This is a genomic window from Nocardia sp. NPDC049935 (genome assembly GCF_055586645.1).
Window position 1 is genome coordinate 25,084 of sequence record NZ_JBVJHV010000002.1, and the last position, 16,830, is coordinate 41,913.

A 16,830-nucleotide genomic window follows, 5' to 3' on the forward strand; every position below is an offset into this window, starting at 1 on the left:
GTGCCCGATCAGCAGAGCATGACCGAGTCAGGCCCGGAGGCGGAAGCGCAGCGTGACCACGGAGGGCCCGCACCCGACCCGTCCGCCGCGGTACTGCCCGAGGTCGTCTACGGCGAGGGCGCCAAGATCGTCGCCGTGGTGGTGACCCATAAGCGGCGCGATCTGCTCGCCGAATCACTGAAAGCGGTCTCCACCCAGTCGCGTCCGGTCGACCATCTCATCGTGGTCGACAACGGCAACGAAGCCGAGGTGGCCGATCTGGTGGCCGATCAGCCGCTGCCCACCACCTATCTGGGTTCGGCGCACAATCTGGGCGGAGCCGGCGGTTTCGCGCTCGGCATGCTGCACGCGCTCAGCCTCGGCGCCGACTGGGTGTGGCTGGCCGACGACGACGGCCGCCCGGAGGGCCCGGAAGTCCTGGCCACACTGTTCGATTGCGCCCGCCGGCACGATCTGGTGGAGGTATCGCCGGTGGTGTGCGATATCGACGATCCCGACCGGCTGGCCTTCCCGTTGCGCCGCGGTGTGGTGTGGCGGCGGTTGCGTTCGGAACTGGGCCGCGAGGATTTCCTGCCCGGGATCGCCTCCCTGTTCAACGGGGCGCTGATCTCGGCGCAGGCGGTGGATGTGATCGGCGTCCCGGATCTGCGGCTGTTCGTCCGCGGCGACGAGGTGGAGGTCCATCGGCGGCTGGTGCGCTCCGGATTACCCTTCGGCACCTGTCTGCAAACGGCGTATCTGCATCCCAACGGTGCGGCCGAGTTCAAACCGATCCTCGGCGGCCGGATGCACACCCAGTACCCGGACGATCCGGTGAAGCGCTATTTCACCTACCGCAATCGCGGCTATCTCATGTCCCAGCCGGGTATGCGAAAGCTGCTGCCGCAGGAATGGATTCGTTTCTCCTGGTTCTTCCTGGTGACCCGGCGCGATCCGGCGGGTCTGCGCGAGTGGTTGCATCTGCGCAGCCTCGGCCGCAACGAGCAGTTCCAGAAACCGGAATAAGGCGTAGCGCGCATATCGGTCTCCCATCCCGCAACAGGTCTTGACGGCCGATGCGAGAGATTCATCCCCGCCGGGTAAGTTCGGCTGGCAATCCGCAGATTCGGGAGGAGATCGATGAGTTACCCCGGCGGCCAGCCGCCACAGGGACAGCCCGCACCCGGCCAGTTCCCGGCACCGCAACCACAGTTCGCACCGCCGAACCAGGGTGGGCAGCCACAGTTTCCAGGGGGGCCGCAGGGCGGTCAGCAGCAACCGTGGGGCGCACCGCCGCCCGGACAACCGCCGCAGGGCCAGCCGCCGCACGGCGGGTTCGGTCCGCCCGGCGCACCGCAGCAGCAGTTCCCGAGCGGACCGTACGCCCAGCCGGTCGGGCAGCCGCCGGCCCAATTCGGGCCCGGCGGACCGCAGCCCGGACCGTACGGTCAGCCGGGACAGCCGGCGCCGAACGACCCTCCCGGCATCACGGTCAACTGCTCCTACACCCCGTTGGCCTTCCTGCTGGCCATCACGAAGCCCAAGATCCTGGTGAACGGCCAGCAGGTGCCGAACACCCGCTGGGGTGACAATCACGTCCCCGTGGGTCCCGGCAACTACCACATCCGGGTCTCCACGCCCTGGTTGTTCGATATGGGCCCGGCCGAGGTCGCGGCCTCGGTGGCGCCCGGTCCCGGGGTCCGGTACTTCTACCGCACGCCCGCGATCATCTTCCTCAACGGCGCGATCGGCCCGGGTCCGCAGAAGACCCCGGGCATGGTGGTCATGTACGTGATCTGGGCGTTCGTCGCGCTCATGTTCCTGCTGAACATCCTGCTCATCGCCACGATGTGACCGTCGGTCCGGGGCGTTCGGCGGGGACCACTCGCGAGCGCCCCGGATTTCCGGCTGCCCGGCACCGGCAGCCGGGGCCGTTCCCGGCCGCCACGGTCCGGCCGGTCTGCCTTCACCCTCGCCGACCAGCGTCGATCGCGCGCCCTCTGGGCAACGCGGTACCGGTTGCCTAACCTCGAAGCGGCATACGTCGCGGTGACGCGGCGGTGGTCGCGACGACAGGAGGGCACGCCATGGCAGGAACCGAGGGGCAACCGCTGAAGGGCCGGACGCTGATCATGTCCGGCGGCAGCCGCGGTATCGGATTGGAGATCGCCAAACGGGCCGGCGCCGACGGCGCCAATATCACCCTGATCGCCAAAACCGATCAGCCGCATCCGAAACTGCCGGGCACCATTCACACCGCGGCGGCCGAGATCGAGGCGGTGGGCGGTACGGTGCTGCCGTTCGTGGGCGATATCCGGCTCGACGACTCGGTGGCCGAGGCGGTCCGGCAGACCACCGAGCGGTTCGGCGGTATCGACCTGGTGGTGAACAACGCCTCCGCGATCGATCTCTCGCCGACCGAGACGCTGGCGATGAAGAAATACGATCTGATGCAGGACATCAACTGCCGCGGCAGTTTCCTGCTCTCCAAGCTGAGCATTCCGGCGCTGCGCGAATCCGCGGCGGCCGGGCGCAACCCGCATATCCTCACGCTGTCGCCGCCGCTGAACCTGGACCCCAAATGGGCCGGTTCCTCGCTCGGCTACACCATCGCCAAATACGGGATGTCGCTGACCACCCTTGGTCTGGCCGAGGAGCTGAAATCCGCGGGTATCGGGGTGAATTCGCTGTGGCCGCGCACCACCATCGCCACCGCGGCCGTGCGCAACCTGCTCGGCGGTGAGGAGATGGTGCGCACCTCGCGCACCCCGGATATCTACGCCGATGCCGCGTACCTGGTGCTCACGTCGCCGGCCACCGAGACCACCGGCAATTTCTTCCTCGACGACGAGGTGCTGGCCGCCCACGGCATCACCGATCTGGACAAGTACCGGGTGACGCCCGGCGACGAACCCCTCACCACCGATCTGTTCCTCTGATCCCGGAAACGGTGGGTGGCGGCCACTCGGGGCCGCCACCCACCGGGGTCAGTTCCGGTGCTCGATCCCGTAGAGCCGCTCCCAGTTCTCGCGGCTGGTGAGTTCGGCGTGCGCGGTCCGGTAGCGCTGCTGCAGGGTCGGCAGCTCGCGGTAGAGGGTCCGCAGCGTGCGCAGGGTGCGCAGCAGCAGGGCCCGGGCCCGGGCCTTGTCGCGCCGGCGCACCCGGACCCCCGACTGCGACGCGTCGGTCACCACCACATGGTCGAACAGCGACACATGCCACCAGTGCGCGTCCTCGCGGGTCACCCCGACCAGTCCGGGCTGGACCTTTCCGGTCCACTGCTGGACGGCCCGTTTGACCAGTACCAACAGCAGCCGGCTGGGTTCACCGCCGGCCCGGCGCACCCGGATGTCGGCGGAGGGCACGGTCGGCTCGGCGGCCGGGTGTTTGACGGTTTCGGGATAGTCGGCGCGGCTGGTGCGCGCGCGTTTGAGCACTTCCACGCCGCCGTCGGACAGGATCGAGGGCCCCTGCAGGAAATCCTCGATGCCCTGCAGGGTGGTGTGGGCGAGCCCGTACTGCATACCGACCAGGTATTCGGCGATATTGCGGAACAGCTGGCGGGTGACGGTGCTCGGGTCCAGATCGGCGTGCATGGCACTGACGATCAGCGAGTTCCGGGTGCTGAAGTAGCGCGCCCAGTCGTCGAAATCCTTCCAGTAGAAGTCCGCGTGCCAGACCGCCGCGTTCGGCAGGGTCACCGTGACGAACCCGTGCTCGCGGGCCCGGACGCCGTACTCGACGTCGTCCCACTGGAAGAAGATCGGCAGCGGCAGCCCGATCGTCTTCACCACCTCGGCCGGGATGAGGCAGGTCCACCAGGCGTTGTAGCCGGCGTCGACCCGGCGCTCCTGGTTCTTCTTCAGCATGCTGGTGTTGCGCAGGGCCTTGGGGACCTTCTGGCCGTGCATGAGCTTGTGCAGATGCACATCCTCGGCGCCGACATTGAGGTAGTCGGGGTTGAGCAGGAAGAGCATCTGCGCGCCGACCAGGGTCGGTTCCACGGTGAGGTTGGCGAAGGCCTGCAACCGCAGCACGGTTTCGGGTTCGCACAGGATGTCGTCGTCCATGAGGATGACGTCGGCGTGCTCGTTGGCCGCGGAGACCTCGTACAGGCCGCGGGTGAAACCGCCCGCGCCGCCCAGGTTGGGCTGGCGGATATAGCGCAGTTTATCGGCGAGGCCCGGTTTGATCTGCTGGAACAGCGGCCGGTCCTCGACCGGGTCGGTGCCCTGGTCGACCACGTAGACGGCGTCGATGGCGTTCAGCACGGTCTGATCCGAGGCCAGTGCGGCGACGGTCTCGGCGCAGTCCTGCGCGCGGTTGAAGGTGCAGATCGCGATGGCGACCGGACGGACCGTCTCGGGAGCGGTCGCGGTCCAGGTGAGCTCGGAGACCGCGAGGTCGCCGCCGACGGCGTCGAACTCCAGCCACAGCGCCCCGCCGTCGACGAACTGGTCCAGGGGCGCGGTCAGGGTGAGCGGGCCGCTGGCGGTGACCTCGGCGGTTCCGACGATCCGCCGGTGCCCGGCGATATCGGAGGCCACGATCCGCACGCTCGCCTTCTTGCCGACATGCAGCGTCATCGTCGCCTGCACCTCGGTGACCACGGTCCAGCGCTGCCAGTAGCTGGCGGCGAACCGGCCGAAGTAGGTGTTGGTATGCGCGCTGGAGCCCTTGTCCAGGCGCAGGCTCAGCCGGTCGCGGGTGGCGCGGCCCTTGACCACGACGTACAGCTCGTCACTGATCTTCGCGGAGGGGCCGGTGAAGATACCTCTGGCGAGCACCAGGCGGTCCGGCGCCAGGTGGTGTTCGGCGCGGAGCGACTCGGGCGCGGCCGCAGGGTGATCGTTCGTCTCGGTAACGGCCTGCATAGCCGACTGATCCATGAAGTCCTCGAAATCCTCAAGTTTTTCGCGCATGGGCGAGACCGTCCGGGCCTGACTCGCTCATGTGTGCCGACGGGACAGATATGTCCCCGAATACGGTTCGCGGCGGAGCCGAGGATATCAATCAGCCACGCCGGTCGCCCGGTTGGTCGTTTCCGAACCGGGTTCACCGGTGAAGACGAACTTGTCGTACGCCCAATACCGGAACACGACGGCCACTATCTGACCCACCAATGTTCCGGAAATATTGTCCGCAAGGGGGGTGGACAGGTCCAGGACGTACCGGGAAAAGCCCAGGCAGCCCAATTGCAGGCCGATCGCGATCACATTGATCACCGCGTACAGCAGGTACTCCCGCATCGGGCTGCCGGACTGCTTGTGCGAGAAGGTCCACCACTTGTTGCCGAAGTAGGTGACCACCGTCGCCACCGCGATCGCGATGATCTTGGCGGGCAGCGGCGCGTGGTACATCAACCCCTCGCCGCCCCAGGCGCCGAAATTGAACACCAGCAGGTTGTAGGTCCCGGCATCGACCAGGAAACCCACCACGCCGACCACCAGGAACGCCGCGCTCTGCCGCAGCCCGGTTCGCACCCGCCGGGCCAGCGAACGAGGAGCCGGGGCGTCGGCGGCGACCACGGCCGATGACTCACCAGATGACACGCGCCGACGGTACCGCAGTGACCTGAGCCTCCCCACCGCGCTCACACCCGGTACTCTCCCCGTGTTCCCACTATCAGCCGATTTCGAGGATTTGACCAGGTGGAATCCACCGAAAACGATGGACTGCGTATAGCTGCCGTGGTCCCGTGCCACAACGAAGAGGCGTCGGTCGCCAAGGTCGTGACCGACCTCAAGGCCGCGGTTCCCGGAATTGTCGTGTACGTCTACGACAATCTCAGCACCGACGCGACCGCCGAGAAGGCGCGCGCCGCCGGTGCGATCGTGCGCGTGGAAATGGCCAAGGGCAAGGGCAATGTGGTGCGCCGCGCCTTCGCCGATATCGAAGCCGACATCTACCTGATGATCGACGGCGACGACACCTACGAGGCGTCCGCGGCGCCGCAGATGATCGAGACCCTGCTCTCGGGCCCGTTCGACCATGTTCTCGGCGTCCGGAAACAGGATGTCGGGGGATCGGCCTACCGGTCCGGGCACGAAACCGGAAACAGAGTCCTCAACGGCGTGGTCGGCAAGGTCTTCGGCGAGAACGTCGAAGATATGCTCAGCGGTTTCCGGGTGTTCTCCCGGCGTTTCGTGAAGAGTTTTCCGGCGGTTTCCCGTGAATTCGAGATCGAGACCGAACTCACCGTGCATTCATTGCATCTGCGGGTCCCGCAGACGGCTGTTCCCGTCGGTTTCCGGGACCGCCCGGCCGGCAGTGAAAGCAAATTGCGCACCTACCACGACGGATTCAAAATCCTGGCGCTGATCTTCGGCCTGGCCCGCCACGAACGCCCGGTCGCGTTCTACGGCCTGTTCGGGACGCTGGGCTGGCTCGTATCGGTGGTGCTGACCATTCCGATCATCGCGGAGTACTACGAATCGCATACGGTTCCGCGTTTCCCGACCCTGTTTCTGGCCTGCACGCTGCTCCTGGTCGGTTTCCTGGCCTGGACCGCGGGCCTGATCCTGGACGGTATCCGCCGCTCGCGACACGAGGCCGCGCGGTTGATCTACCTGCGTTACGAAGCGCCCGCCGCACCGGCCTACCCGGCCGCCACCACCGGTCCCGACCGGTCCGGAGTGGTTGCCGAGGACGTCCGTTGACCACCGAGACCGAGACCCGCTCTGCCGATTCCGAGCAGACCGCGGGCCGGTCCCGCCTGTCCGGACCCCGCCGCGCCGGAAGCGCGCTCATCGGCCGGGCCGGCCCGGCGACCGTCGCCTTCGCACTGCTGGCCGGGATCTTCGGCCTGGTCTTCGCGGTGATGAGCCCGCCGTTCTGGGGCCACGACGAACTCACCCAGTTCGGCCGCGCCTATCAGGTGGCGCACGGCGGCCTGCTGCCGGCCGAGATCGAGGACGATCGCGGCGTCGCCTACGGCGGTGAGGTGCCCGCGGCGGTCGAGGCCCTCATGGGTTTCGCGCTGGACGACTACACCCACAATCCCGGTGAACCGTTCCCCATGGTCGCCGAACCCGAGACCTACCAGCGGCTCTCCGACGCCCCGGTCACCGACGACAAGAAAACCGTCTGGTTCACCAATACCGCCGCGTATTCGGCGGTCCCCTATATCCCCAACGCGATCGGTATCCGGTTCGCCGAACTGATCGACGCCGACGCCGGAACCCTGGTGCGGCTCACCCGGCTCTCCGGCCTGGCGGCGTATCTGCTGGTGGTGGGTTCCGCGCTGTGGAGTCTGCGCGCGCACCGGATCCAATGGCTGGCCTTCACCGTCGCGGTACTGCCCATCGCGGTGTTCCAGGCCGGGACAATCACCGCCGACACCCTCACCAACGCCCTGGCGGTACTGGTGTCCGCGCTCCTGGTGAAGGGCCTGTTCCTCGGCGACAAACTCGGCCGAGCCGAAACCGCGGCGGTGCTCGCCACAGCGATACTGCTCCCGCTGTGCAAGCCCACCTACGTTCTGCTGGCGCTGCTCGTGGTGCTGATCCCGGCCGAACGGATGGGCTTGACGGGGTGGCGCCGGTGGCTCACCTGGGTCTGCGCCGCGCTCGGCGCGCTCGGTTTCGCGGTGTGGATGAAGATCGCCGCGCCGACCGGCGAGGGCACCAGCCTGATGCGGCCCCGCCAGCAGTGGTACACCGTGGACACCGGCGAGCAGCTGACCGGCATCCTCACCGGCCCGTTCGGTTTCCTGCGGACGTTCTGGGAGAGCATCCTGCGCCGCGACCAGGAATGGTTCACCGAATTCTTCGGCGAACTCGGGTTCTCCTACATCAACGTTCCGGCGACCGCGATCGTGGCCTGCCTGCTGGCCTTCGCGGTGGCGGTGGGTACCGCGGAACGATTCGAACTACCGGATTTCCGCCGCACGCTGGTGGTCGCGCTGACCATGGCGGCGAGCGTCGCGATGATCTACGTAACCCTGTACATGTCGTTCACGCCGGTGGGTTACTACATCATCGACGGTGTTCAGGGCCGGTATTTCATCCCGCTGGCCATTGTGTCGTTCGCGGTGCTGCTGCGCTGGATGCCGCTGCGGCTGCGCGGTCCCGGCGACCGGCCCCCGGGCCGGGGCGCGGAGTGGACGATCGTGATCGCGGCACTGATCGCGCTGGTCACGACGGTGGCGAAATACCACCTCTACGTCTGGGCCTGAACGCCGGCTCGAACACGACCGCACCGACGGCCCGTCTCGGCCTCCGCCGAGGCGGGCCGCTCGCTGTCCGGGACCGGCCGGTTCAGGGCACCGCTATGGTGCGCTCCCCCGCCGCCGCGTACGCGCGTTCGGTGGACTCCTTCACCGGTCGCCACCAGGATTCGTGCTCCCGGTACCAGGCGACGGTCGCGGCCAGCCCGGTCCGGAAATCGCCGTAGCGTGGCGTCCAGCCGAGTTCGGTACGCAGCAGGGTCGAGTCGATCGCGTAGCGCTGGTCGTGGCCGGCCCGGTCGGTGACATGGTCGAAATCGTCGGGCGCGCGCCCGAACTCCGCCAGGATCAGCTCGACCACGGCGCGGTTGTCCAGTTCACCGTCGGCGCCGATCAGATAGGTCTGCCCGGTCCGGCCGCGTTCGAGCACCGACCAGACCGCGCGATTGTGGTCGTCCACGTGGATCCAGTCCCGGATCTGATGCCCGGCGCCGTACAGGCGCGGGCGCACCCCGTCGATCAGATTGGTGATCTGGCGCGGAATGAACTTCTCCACGTGCTGGTAGGGCCCGTAATTGTTGGAGCAATTCGACAGGGTCGCCCGGATACCGAAGGACCGCACCCAGGCGCGCACCAACATATCGCTGGCCGCCTTGGTGGACGAATACGGGCTCGACGGGTTGTAGGGGGTGGATTCGGTGAACGCGGGTTCATCCGGCGTGAGATCGCCGTACACCTCGTCGGTGGAGACGTGGTGGTACCGCGCGTCGTGGCGTCGTACCGCCTGCAACAGCGAATAGGTCCCCACGATATTGGTCCGCACGAACGGCCACGGCTCGGCGAGCGAATTGTCGTTATGGGATTCGGCGGCGAAATGGACCACCGCGTCGGACCCGCGCACCAGTTCGTCCACCAGGGCCTCGTCGGCGATATCGCCGTGCACGAAATCGATCGAATCGGCCACCGGATCGAGGGAGGCGCGATTACCGGCGTAGCTGAGGGCGTCCAGCACGGTCACCGCGACATCCGGTCGTTCGGCGACGGTGTGCTGGACGAAGTTCGCTCCGATGAACCCGGCTCCGCCGGTCACGAGTAGGCGCACGCGTTCACTGTACGTCCCGGCATCCGCCGCCCCGCCCGCTCTCCCGTTTCCGAAAACCCACAATCACACGCCGTCGCGCGGTGAAAAAAACGTGAATCGCCGGATACGGACGGTTCACGGCCGGTTATCGGAATCCCGGTCGAATACTCCCATTCCATTCCGGCCCACTCCACGAGGTGACCACATGTTCGTCAAGAAACTCGCCGCGACCTCGGCACTGCTGATCGCGGCGCTCGGTATCGCGAGCGGCGGCGCGCACGCCGCTCCCGCTCCCGGGCAGGTCGGCTTCACCGCCGCGGCGGTCGGGGACCGGTCCGTCATCACCGTCGATTCCGGCACCCTGGCCGCCGACAACGGTGTCTTCACCATCACCGCACCCGACGGAACGGTCCTGGCCGGGACGCCGCTGACCTTCCGGCTCGACGATTTCGAATTGCCGATCGCCGCCGATATCTCGGGGAATACGGCCACCCTGACCCCGGTGCTGGATCCGGCGCGGGCCGTCTACCGTCCGGTCGCGCTGCCCTACGAGGAGTCGGCCCCGTGGAAAACCCCCTACGACCGTGAGGTCGCGGCGTTCACCCGGCTCAAGGACACCATCGCCACCGGCGCCTCGATCGGCACCCTGGTGGGCGGCCTTGGCGGCGCCGGGCTCGGCTGCGTCCTCGGCGGTATCGCGGGCGCGACCGTGGCCGCGGCGACCATCGTCGGCATGTTCGGGCCGTTCGTTCCCGCGGCCGTCATCGGCTGCCTCGGCGGGGTGATCGCGATCGGGGCTCTCGGTACGGTCGCCGGTCAGCTGCTGGTCACCGCCCCGGTCGCCGTCGGCGCGGCCATCCAATACCTGAGCACGGTCAATTCCCCCTTCCCCGCCAAGTGAACCGGTGGCCCGCGTCCCGGCTTCCCGGCCGGGCGCGGGCCGGCATCGGGCCGGCTTCTGGAGAGAGAAATATTTCCGGGCGGGTGTGGTTGGACCTGACATGCTGATCGGAGTCAATACCTTCCTGACCGACGAGGGAATCGGTCCCACCGCGCTCGGGCCGGCACTCGAGGAGCGCGGCTTCGACTCGCTGTTCCTCGCCGAACACTCGCATATCCCGGCCGCACGGCAATCGCCCTATCCGGGCGGCGGCGAACTCCCCCGGGTCTATTTCCGCACCCTCGATCCCTTCGTCGCGCTCGGCACCATAGCGGCCGTCACCGACCGCCTGCTCCTCGGCACCGGGGTGACCCTGCTGATCCAGCGCGATGTCATCCACACCGCGAAGGAGGTGGCCACGGTCGACCGGATCTCGGGCGGCCGCGCCGTATTCGGTGTGGGCGTCGGCTGGAATCGCGAGGAGATGGCCGATCACGGGACCGATCCGCGGACCCGTGGCGCCCTGCTCGACGAGCAACTCGCCGCGATGACCCGGATCTGGACCGATGAACTGGCCGAATACCACGGGAAGTTCATCGATTTCGACCCCATGTACGCCTGGCCCAAACCGGTCCAGACGCCGCATCCGCCGATTCTCATCGGCGGCGGCGAGGTCGCCGCGAAACGCGCCATCCGGCTCGGCCTGGGATGGATTCCGAACGGGGTGCCGGACCCGGGGGCGGTCGCCGGGCAGCTGGCGGTGGTCGCCGGACACGATGTCCCGGTCACGGTGACGGCACTCCCGCCCGACCCGGCGGTGCTGGACGCCTACGCCGCGGCCGGTGTCGAGCGGGTGACGCTGCGGCTGACGACGCGGCCGGAGTCGGAAACGCTGCGTACGCTGGACGAATTCGCACCGTTGATCGAACGGTACCGGGACTGAGCGGCCGTTACCGCGGCAGGCGGTCGGCGCCCCAGCTGCGCTGGACGTAGCCGACCACCCGGTCCAGTTCTTCCCGGTTCACCGAGGCCAGCTCGCCCGGTTCCAGCGGATCGAAATGGAAGATGTAGAGGCGCGAGGCGAACTGTTCGAACGGGAGCGACGCCTCTCCGAACCGTTCGCCCTGCCCCGCGGTACCCACGACCACGCCGTCGCCCCAATCCTGACCACTGTCGTTGTTCGGGTTGTAGAAGTACACCCGCATCTGCTCCTGCGGATCCAGCGCGACCCGCAGGATCGTGATCGCGTGCCAGCCGACGAAGCGGGCCGCGCTGTCGGTGACCGCGACCCCGGCCGGCTGCGGGTGGATCAGCGGCTGATTGCCGTTGTAGAAGGGGTGGTAGCTGGCGTAGAAGTGCCGGAAGAATTCATCCAGATCGACCAGATTGCCGGTGGCGACATCGACATTGATCCGGAAACCCCGCCCCGACCACCAGCCGTGGAACTCCGGGTTCACCCAGCGGTGCGGATCGCCCTCGCGGTCGGCGCATGCCCGGCCCATCTCCGCGTAGATACGGTCCAGATGGGGCACCACCAGCAGCGATACCGGGTCCAGGTCCACCGGCAGTTCGGTCGCCAGGCCCACGCCGCTGTGCTGCGAGGAGATCGGGCGACCCTCGAAGTGCATGACGACCTCGTCGTCGCGCGCGGCCCAGACCACGGTCTGCAGGAGGTAGTCGGGGTCGTTGTAGGCCCACATCGACAGCGCACGCGCGGACTGGCAGGTCGGATTGTCCCCCTGGCCGACCCCCAGCGGCTGTCCCAGAATGGACAGCACACCCGACAGCAGCCGGGCTCTCGGCGACGGGGAGGGTCCATAGGCTTGGATCAGTCGCTGCTGAGCGTGCGGCGACAGATTCAGGCCCATCTGCCGCCACAGGGACGGCGCGACCGGGCCCTCGTAGAGGATTCCGCGCTCGAGCATCAAGGCCAGCCCGTAGAGGCACTGGGCCGTTTCCACGTGCACCGCTTCGGCGATGAGACTGCGGACCAGTTCGTGGTAGCACAGCAGGCATTCCCGCCCGGTGCTGGACAGCCCCAGCGCCTCCCCGAGCAGGTACTCCCCCTTGCCGAGCAGGAACCGCACCAGCACCGCGTGATAGGGCGAGACCAGTCCGGTGTCGTGCATGGAGCGGGCGAATCCCGCGGTCTCGTACTGCAGGGCGGACCCGTCCATCGATTCCAGCCGGGCCCGGTAGACCTCCACGCCAGGATCCTCCCGGCACGCCTCGGTGGTGCCGTACAGGCTGCTGATCAACCGGTCCGCGCCGAGCCCGCTCGCCCCCAGATCGATCTCGGGGTTGCTACGGGCCACCGCGATCTGGGTGATCATCTGCTTGACCGGTTCCACCTGGATCGGCCGCTGGCGCAGGATCCGCCATATCTCGTCGACCAGGTTCTCGAGAACCTTCTCGTAGCCGACCTCCTCCACCAGATGCCGCAGCAGTTCCCGCGATACCTGGGCCATCCGGCCCTGCTGGACCCGCTCGGCCTCGCTGGGCGGGGTGAACAGCATGGTGAGGTTGATGGCCAGCACCTGTGACAGATGGTGGTGGGCATGCTCGGCGGAGACCATCGGATGCGTGTACTCGCCTTTGGCGACGGCCAGTAACCGCAGTTCACTGACCGTCTCCAGCACCACCGTGTCGGCATTGGCACTGCGCAACGACCCGGTGCTCAGTGACGGGATCAGGATCTGCGGGCGCGCCCAGTCCGTCCCGAGGAACAATCCCGCCGCTTCCAGCCCCGCCGCGCGTGCCCGGATCGCGGCACAGCCACCGGGGAGCAACAGCACCCGCCGCAACGCTCCCAGCACGCGCGACAGTTTCACCTGTTTGCCGAAATCGCTGGCATCGGCGAGGGCCCGGGTCGCGCCGTCCAAGGTGGCCAGATGTCTGTCCAGGGACGTCCCGCCGTCGTTGACTGGACTCAAGAGCCGAACCTCCCCGGCCGAACCGTTGTGCCGAACGGCTCAGATATAGAAATCGAGTTCTTCCTGTCGTTTCAACAGATCCCGCAGAGTGTACGGGTCGTCCCCGAAGAAGTACAGAAGACCCCAATGGTTTCCGAACGCGGTGCGTTTGGTGACTTTCTCGGCCAATGGCGAGGTCAACTCGTGGGATTCGAAGTATTCATGATCTTCGGTCTCCTCCGGGAGGGACAACTGGCTCACCACGCGCCGGCGCGGGTACACACCGAAGGAGCCCGCGTGCCCGTCGGCGTCCACCACTTCCTTCGGGAAGAATTCGGTGATCTCCTCCTCGGTCGTCTTCGGATCGAAGGCCAGTACCAGCGCATGGTAGGCATTGAATCCGTAGGCCCGCTCGAGCAGTTCGAAGACTTTGAAACCGGGCGGCCGATACGCGACCTCACCGAAGTACATCTCACCGTCGCTGGTCACGAAGTATTCGGGATGGACGAAACCGAATTCGATATCGAACGTCCTGATCAGGCGTTCCACCTGCCGGGTTATCTCCGGGCGGTACTTCTCCAGTTCCGGCGTGGCGGGAACGAACACCGAATATCCGAGGGTCACGTACTCGGAGATATTCAGGAAACGGATCTTCCCGTTGTGGATCCAGGCCTCCACCGCGAATTCCCAGCCGTCGAGATGGGATTCCATCAGTACCGGGAACTCGTCGTCTGGGATGGTATCGATCTCGTCGGGCGTCCGGATCACCCGGTGCCCCAGGCATCCTGCCTTGTCGAAGGCCTTGATGTGGATCGGATCGTTGGGATCGCCGTCCAGTTTCATCAGCGTCTGATTGACGCGTTTGAGGAAGCGGATCACATCATCACGTTCGTGGGCCTCCTCGAAAATACCCACCCGAATTCCGCCGAGCTGCGCCCGGCGTTTCATCAAAGATTTATCCCGGAGCAACATCGCCTGTCCGAACAAGCGCGGATTGTCCATCAATACGGAATTGATCGCACCCGCCCACTCGACGGTTTCCTCGAAGATCGGGATCGCGACGTCGACCCCCATGTCCTGCAGCGTCTCCGCGATTTCCATCGAACGGTCGTTGAGTCGCTCGAAGTTCCAGGGAACATATGGAATCTCGTATTCTTCACAATATTCGCGTGCCCAATCGGGCGCTACGACGACATAGCGTCGATCGAAACGGTCCACGGCCTCGACGGCATTGAGACTCCAGCCCAGAAGCGCGATGTACCCTTTCTCGGGATTCCGGTTTCTGGACTCCTTTTCCGCAATCGACAAGACGTGCCCCTCTCAATCCATTTTCACAGCGTCAGATTCAGGAGGGCGCGATCTCAACGCCTCGTCCCGGCTGCCCCGGCGGAACGGGCCTCGGGCGATACTCACCCGAATCCGCGTCAATTGTCTCGATATGATTCCGGACCGGATCCTCTTATCGCCCTCATTGTCCGTGGGTACCCGGAGCGGGCGAAACCAAACCGGCACGGGGCCGTAACCCGGCCGCGCCGCAGCCGCCCGCAGGCCTGCGCGCGCCGTCGCGTGATCATCTCCGGCCCCGCTCCCCCGCCGGTATCGCTGCCGCACGCGGGGCCGCGCGCCCCGGCTGGCAGACTCACCGGATATGCGCGGAATCATTCTGGCGGGCGGCACCGGGTCGCGTTTGCATCCGATCACGCGCGGAGTGAGCAAACAGCTGGTCCCGGTCTACGACAAGCCGATGGTCTACTACCCGCTGTCCACCCTCATGCTCGCCGGCATCCGGGACGTCCTGGTGATCACCACACCCGAGGACGTCGAATCCTTCACCCGGCTCCTCGGCGACGGATCCCAGTTCGGGATCGCCATCAGCTATGTGGTCCAACCGGTTCCCGACGGGCTGGCCCGCGCCTTCGTGCTCGGCGCCGGGCATATCGGCACCGATTCCGCGGCACTGGTGCTCGGCGACAACATCTTCCACGGCCCCGGCCTGGGCACCAGCCTCCATCGTTTCGCCGACCTCGACGGCGGCGCCATCTTCGCCTACCGGGTCTCCGACCCGACCGCCTACGGCGTGGTCGAATTCGTGGACGGCAAAGCGATCTCGATCGAGGAGAAACCGAAGGTCCCGCGGTCGAACTACGCGGTACCCGGGCTGTACTTCTACGACAACGACGTGGTCGAGATCGCCCGCGGCCTCACCCCTTCCGCCCGCGGTGAATACGAGATCAGCGATATCAACCGCGCCTACCTGGAAGCGGGACGGCTCAGTGTCGACGTGCTGGCCCGCGGTACCGCCTGGCTGGATACCGGCACCTTCGATTCCCTGCTGGACGCGGCCAACTATGTGCGCACCATCGAGGAACGCCAGGGCCTGAAGATCGGCGTACCGGAGGAGGTGGCGTGGCGGATGGGATATATCGACGACGAGCAGCTGTGCCTGCTCGCCGATCCGCTGACCCGCTCCGGCTACGGTAGGTACCTGCTCGACCTGCTCGAGCACGGACGAAGTTGGTGAGTGTGTAGTGCGGATCAGTGAGATGTCGGTGCCCGGCGCCTGGGTGTTCACACCCACGGTGCACGGCGACGCCCGGGGCTCCTTCGCCGAGACCTTCCGGGCCTCGGAATTCGAGAAGGCGACCGGTAGAACCCTGGATCTGCTGCAGGTGAACACCTCGGTCTCCGCCGCCGGCGTCCTGCGCGGGATCCACTACACCGACGATCCCCCCGGCCAGGCCAAATACGTGACCTGCACGCACGGCGCCTTTCTCGACGTGGTGGTGGACCTGCGGCCCGGTTCACCCACCTTCGGGCGCTGGGACAGCGTGGTGCTCGACGATCACGACCGCCGTTCGGTCTTCCTGTCCGAGGGCCTGGGACACGGTGTCCTCTGCCTACAGGACGATTCGGTCCTGACCTATCTGTGCTCGCTCGAGTACAGCCCGGCTCACGACCACGATCTGGACGCCCTGGACCCGGATCTGGCGATCGACTGGCCGGCTACCGGGCGTGACGGCCGGCCGCTCACCTATACGCGTTCGGCGAAGGACGAGGCGGCTCCTCGCCTGCGCGATATAGGACGCGCGCCCGCGTGATCCAGGACACCGCGGGCAGGTGACCTCCCGCGCGGTGCCTATCTGCGCGTGCCGCGGTGCCTATTTGCGCGTGCCGCGGCGGAACCGCCAGAACTGCACCGCCCGCACATCCTCGGAGAGTTGATTCATCGGTTCGGCCACATCCGAGAGCACATCGAAGAGGTCGTCGGCCATATCGCTGATGTGCTCGACCCGGGTCGCCAGCCGCGAGGCGTTCACCAGGAATTCCAGCAGCAGGCGCACCGCCGCCGCGATCGAGAGACCGAGCGGTACCGCCAGCAGCGCCGCCAGGATCCCGAGCAGCGCCGATGCCCGCCAGGCCAGCACGGTGAGCACGACGGGCGCGGCGAGGGCGCATGCCAGACCGAGCAGATAGACCAGCGGTAGCAGAGTACGGGTTACGGGCCGGCGGAACTGGACGTCGAGCAGACCGCGGACGGCATCGGCGCCCCACTGCCGCACCGACGCCGGGCCCGGTGCGGGGCGGCCCTCCTCGGCGGCCGCCGCCTCGGCGAACCGCTGCGCGGCCTCCGCGCGCCAGCTGAGCCGGCGCCGCGACCGCCGCCCGGCCGGGCCGGGAGCCTCGGCGGGACCGGTTCCGGTCCCGTTCACCGGTTCCGGAGCATCCGGCGGCACGGATGACGCCGCCGGCCCGGTTCTCGGAGCATCGTCGGATGAGTCACTGGCCATACCGGAATCCTCCCCGGATTCCG

At 67.1% G+C, this 16,830-nt stretch carries 15 protein-coding genes; 9 read left to right on the forward strand and 6 right to left on the reverse strand.

What is annotated here, in order from left to right; translation table 11 throughout:
• Positions 1 to 18: 18 nt before the first annotated feature.
• The 3 genes from glfT1 (at position 19) to ACZ6SF_RS08445 (ending at position 2,918) form a co-directional block, all read left to right on the forward strand.
• Positions 19 to 1,005: a galactofuranosyltransferase GlfT1 gene (glfT1, locus tag ACZ6SF_RS08435; protein ID WP_466061402.1), complete on the forward strand. Its 987-nt coding sequence runs from the start codon at positions 19 to 21 to the stop codon at positions 1,003 to 1,005.
• Positions 1,006 to 1,119: 114 nt separating this feature from the next.
• Entirely contained in the window at positions 1,120 to 1,833 is a 714-nt protein-coding gene (locus ACZ6SF_RS08440) for a hypothetical protein (RefSeq protein WP_466061403.1), read from the forward strand.
• A 233-nt stretch (positions 1,834 to 2,066) separates the two neighbouring features.
• The gene (locus ACZ6SF_RS08445) at positions 2,067 to 2,918 is read left to right on the forward strand and encodes an SDR family oxidoreductase (protein ID WP_466061405.1); all 852 of its coding nucleotides are present in this window, start codon (positions 2,067 to 2,069) and stop codon (positions 2,916 to 2,918) included.
• Positions 2,919 to 2,966: 48 nt separating this feature from the next.
• Here the strand turns inward: ACZ6SF_RS08445 and ACZ6SF_RS08450 are convergent, their stop codons facing one another.
• Positions 2,967 to 4,868 (reverse strand): glycosyltransferase, encoded by a 1,902-nt coding sequence (locus ACZ6SF_RS08450; RefSeq protein ID WP_466062217.1) that lies wholly within the window; start codon positions 4,866 to 4,868, stop codon positions 2,967 to 2,969.
• Between the two features lie 120 nt (positions 4,869 to 4,988).
• A complete protein-coding gene (locus ACZ6SF_RS08455; RefSeq protein ID WP_466061406.1) occupies positions 4,989 to 5,531 on the reverse strand; it encodes a GtrA family protein in 543 nt (180 codons plus the stop codon).
• 99 nt (positions 5,532 to 5,630) lie between these two features.
• Here ACZ6SF_RS08455 and ACZ6SF_RS08460 point away from each other — a divergent pair, with 99 nt between their 5' ends.
• Positions 5,631 to 6,638, forward strand: coding sequence for a glycosyltransferase (locus tag ACZ6SF_RS08460; RefSeq protein ID WP_466061407.1), 1,008 nt, complete (start codon positions 5,631 to 5,633; stop codon positions 6,636 to 6,638).
• On the forward strand, positions 6,635 to 8,155 hold the full coding sequence (locus ACZ6SF_RS08465) for a DUF2142 domain-containing protein (protein WP_466061408.1): 1,521 nt from the start codon (positions 6,635 to 6,637) through the stop codon (positions 8,153 to 8,155). Before ACZ6SF_RS08460 ends, ACZ6SF_RS08465 begins: the two co-directional genes overlap by 4 nt.
• Before the next feature lie 82 nt (positions 8,156 to 8,237).
• Here the strand turns inward: ACZ6SF_RS08465 and rfbB are convergent, their stop codons facing one another.
• The gene (rfbB, locus tag ACZ6SF_RS08470) at positions 8,238 to 9,248 is read right to left on the reverse strand and encodes a dTDP-glucose 4,6-dehydratase (protein ID WP_466061409.1); all 1,011 of its coding nucleotides are present in this window, start codon (positions 9,246 to 9,248) and stop codon (positions 8,238 to 8,240) included.
• Between the two features lie 184 nt (positions 9,249 to 9,432).
• Between rfbB and ACZ6SF_RS08475 the strand changes: the two genes are divergently transcribed.
• Both ACZ6SF_RS08475 and ACZ6SF_RS08480 read left to right on the forward strand, forming a co-directional pair.
• Positions 9,433 to 10,128, forward strand: a complete 696-nt coding sequence (locus tag ACZ6SF_RS08475) for a DUF8020 domain-containing protein (RefSeq protein WP_466061410.1) — start codon at positions 9,433 to 9,435, stop codon at positions 10,126 to 10,128.
• 100 nt (positions 10,129 to 10,228) lie between these two features.
• The gene (locus ACZ6SF_RS08480; RefSeq protein WP_466061411.1) at positions 10,229 to 11,050 is read left to right on the forward strand and encodes an LLM class F420-dependent oxidoreductase; all 822 of its coding nucleotides are present in this window, start codon (positions 10,229 to 10,231) and stop codon (positions 11,048 to 11,050) included.
• A gap of 7 nt (positions 11,051 to 11,057) precedes the next feature.
• Here the strand turns inward: ACZ6SF_RS08480 and ACZ6SF_RS08485 are convergent, their stop codons facing one another.
• On the reverse strand, positions 11,058 to 13,040 hold the full coding sequence (locus tag ACZ6SF_RS08485; RefSeq protein WP_466061413.1) for a hypothetical protein: 1,983 nt from the start codon (positions 13,038 to 13,040) through the stop codon (positions 11,058 to 11,060).
• Positions 13,041 to 13,079: 39 nt separating this feature from the next.
• Entirely contained in the window at positions 13,080 to 14,120 is a 1,041-nt protein-coding gene (locus ACZ6SF_RS08490) for an ATP-grasp domain-containing protein (protein ID WP_466061414.1), read from the reverse strand.
• Between the two features lie 547 nt (positions 14,121 to 14,667).
• Between ACZ6SF_RS08490 and rfbA the strand changes: the two genes are divergently transcribed.
• Both rfbA and ACZ6SF_RS08500 read left to right on the forward strand, forming a co-directional pair.
• On the forward strand, positions 14,668 to 15,540 hold the full coding sequence (gene rfbA, locus ACZ6SF_RS08495; RefSeq protein WP_466061415.1) for a glucose-1-phosphate thymidylyltransferase RfbA: 873 nt from the start codon (positions 14,668 to 14,670) through the stop codon (positions 15,538 to 15,540).
• Between the two features lie 22 nt (positions 15,541 to 15,562).
• Positions 15,563 to 16,117 (forward strand): dTDP-4-dehydrorhamnose 3,5-epimerase family protein, encoded by a 555-nt coding sequence (locus tag ACZ6SF_RS08500; protein ID WP_466061416.1) that lies wholly within the window; start codon positions 15,563 to 15,565, stop codon positions 16,115 to 16,117.
• A gap of 60 nt (positions 16,118 to 16,177) precedes the next feature.
• Here ACZ6SF_RS08500 and ACZ6SF_RS08505 read toward each other — a convergent pair whose 3' ends face one another.
• Positions 16,178 to 16,729, reverse strand: a complete 552-nt coding sequence (locus ACZ6SF_RS08505; RefSeq protein ID WP_466061417.1) for a DUF4282 domain-containing protein — start codon at positions 16,727 to 16,729, stop codon at positions 16,178 to 16,180.
• Positions 16,730 to 16,830 lie beyond the last annotated feature (101 nt).

Coding starts and splice junctions, on each gene's coding strand:
- glfT1 (WP_466061402.1), top strand. CDS start 19: ATGACCGAGTCAGGCCCGGAGGCGGAAGCGCAGCGTGACCACGGAGGG.
- ACZ6SF_RS08440 (WP_466061403.1), top strand. CDS start 1,120: ATGAGTTACCCCGGCGGCCAGCCGCCACAGGGACAGCCCGCACCCGGC.
- ACZ6SF_RS08445 (WP_466061405.1), top strand. CDS start 2,067: ATGGCAGGAACCGAGGGGCAACCGCTGAAGGGCCGGACGCTGATCATG.
- ACZ6SF_RS08450 (WP_466062217.1), bottom strand. CDS start 4,868: ATGGATCAGTCGGCTATGCAGGCCGTTACCGAGACGAACGATCACCCT.
- ACZ6SF_RS08475 (WP_466061410.1), top strand. CDS start 9,433: ATGTTCGTCAAGAAACTCGCCGCGACCTCGGCACTGCTGATCGCGGCG.
- ACZ6SF_RS08480 (WP_466061411.1), top strand. CDS start 10,229: ATGCTGATCGGAGTCAATACCTTCCTGACCGACGAGGGAATCGGTCCC.
- ACZ6SF_RS08490 (WP_466061414.1), bottom strand. CDS start 14,120: ATGGAAATCGCGGAGACGCTGCAGGACATGGGGGTCGACGTCGCGATC.
- rfbA (WP_466061415.1), top strand. CDS start 14,668: ATGCGCGGAATCATTCTGGCGGGCGGCACCGGGTCGCGTTTGCATCCG.
- ACZ6SF_RS08500 (WP_466061416.1), top strand. CDS start 15,563: ATGTCGGTGCCCGGCGCCTGGGTGTTCACACCCACGGTGCACGGCGAC.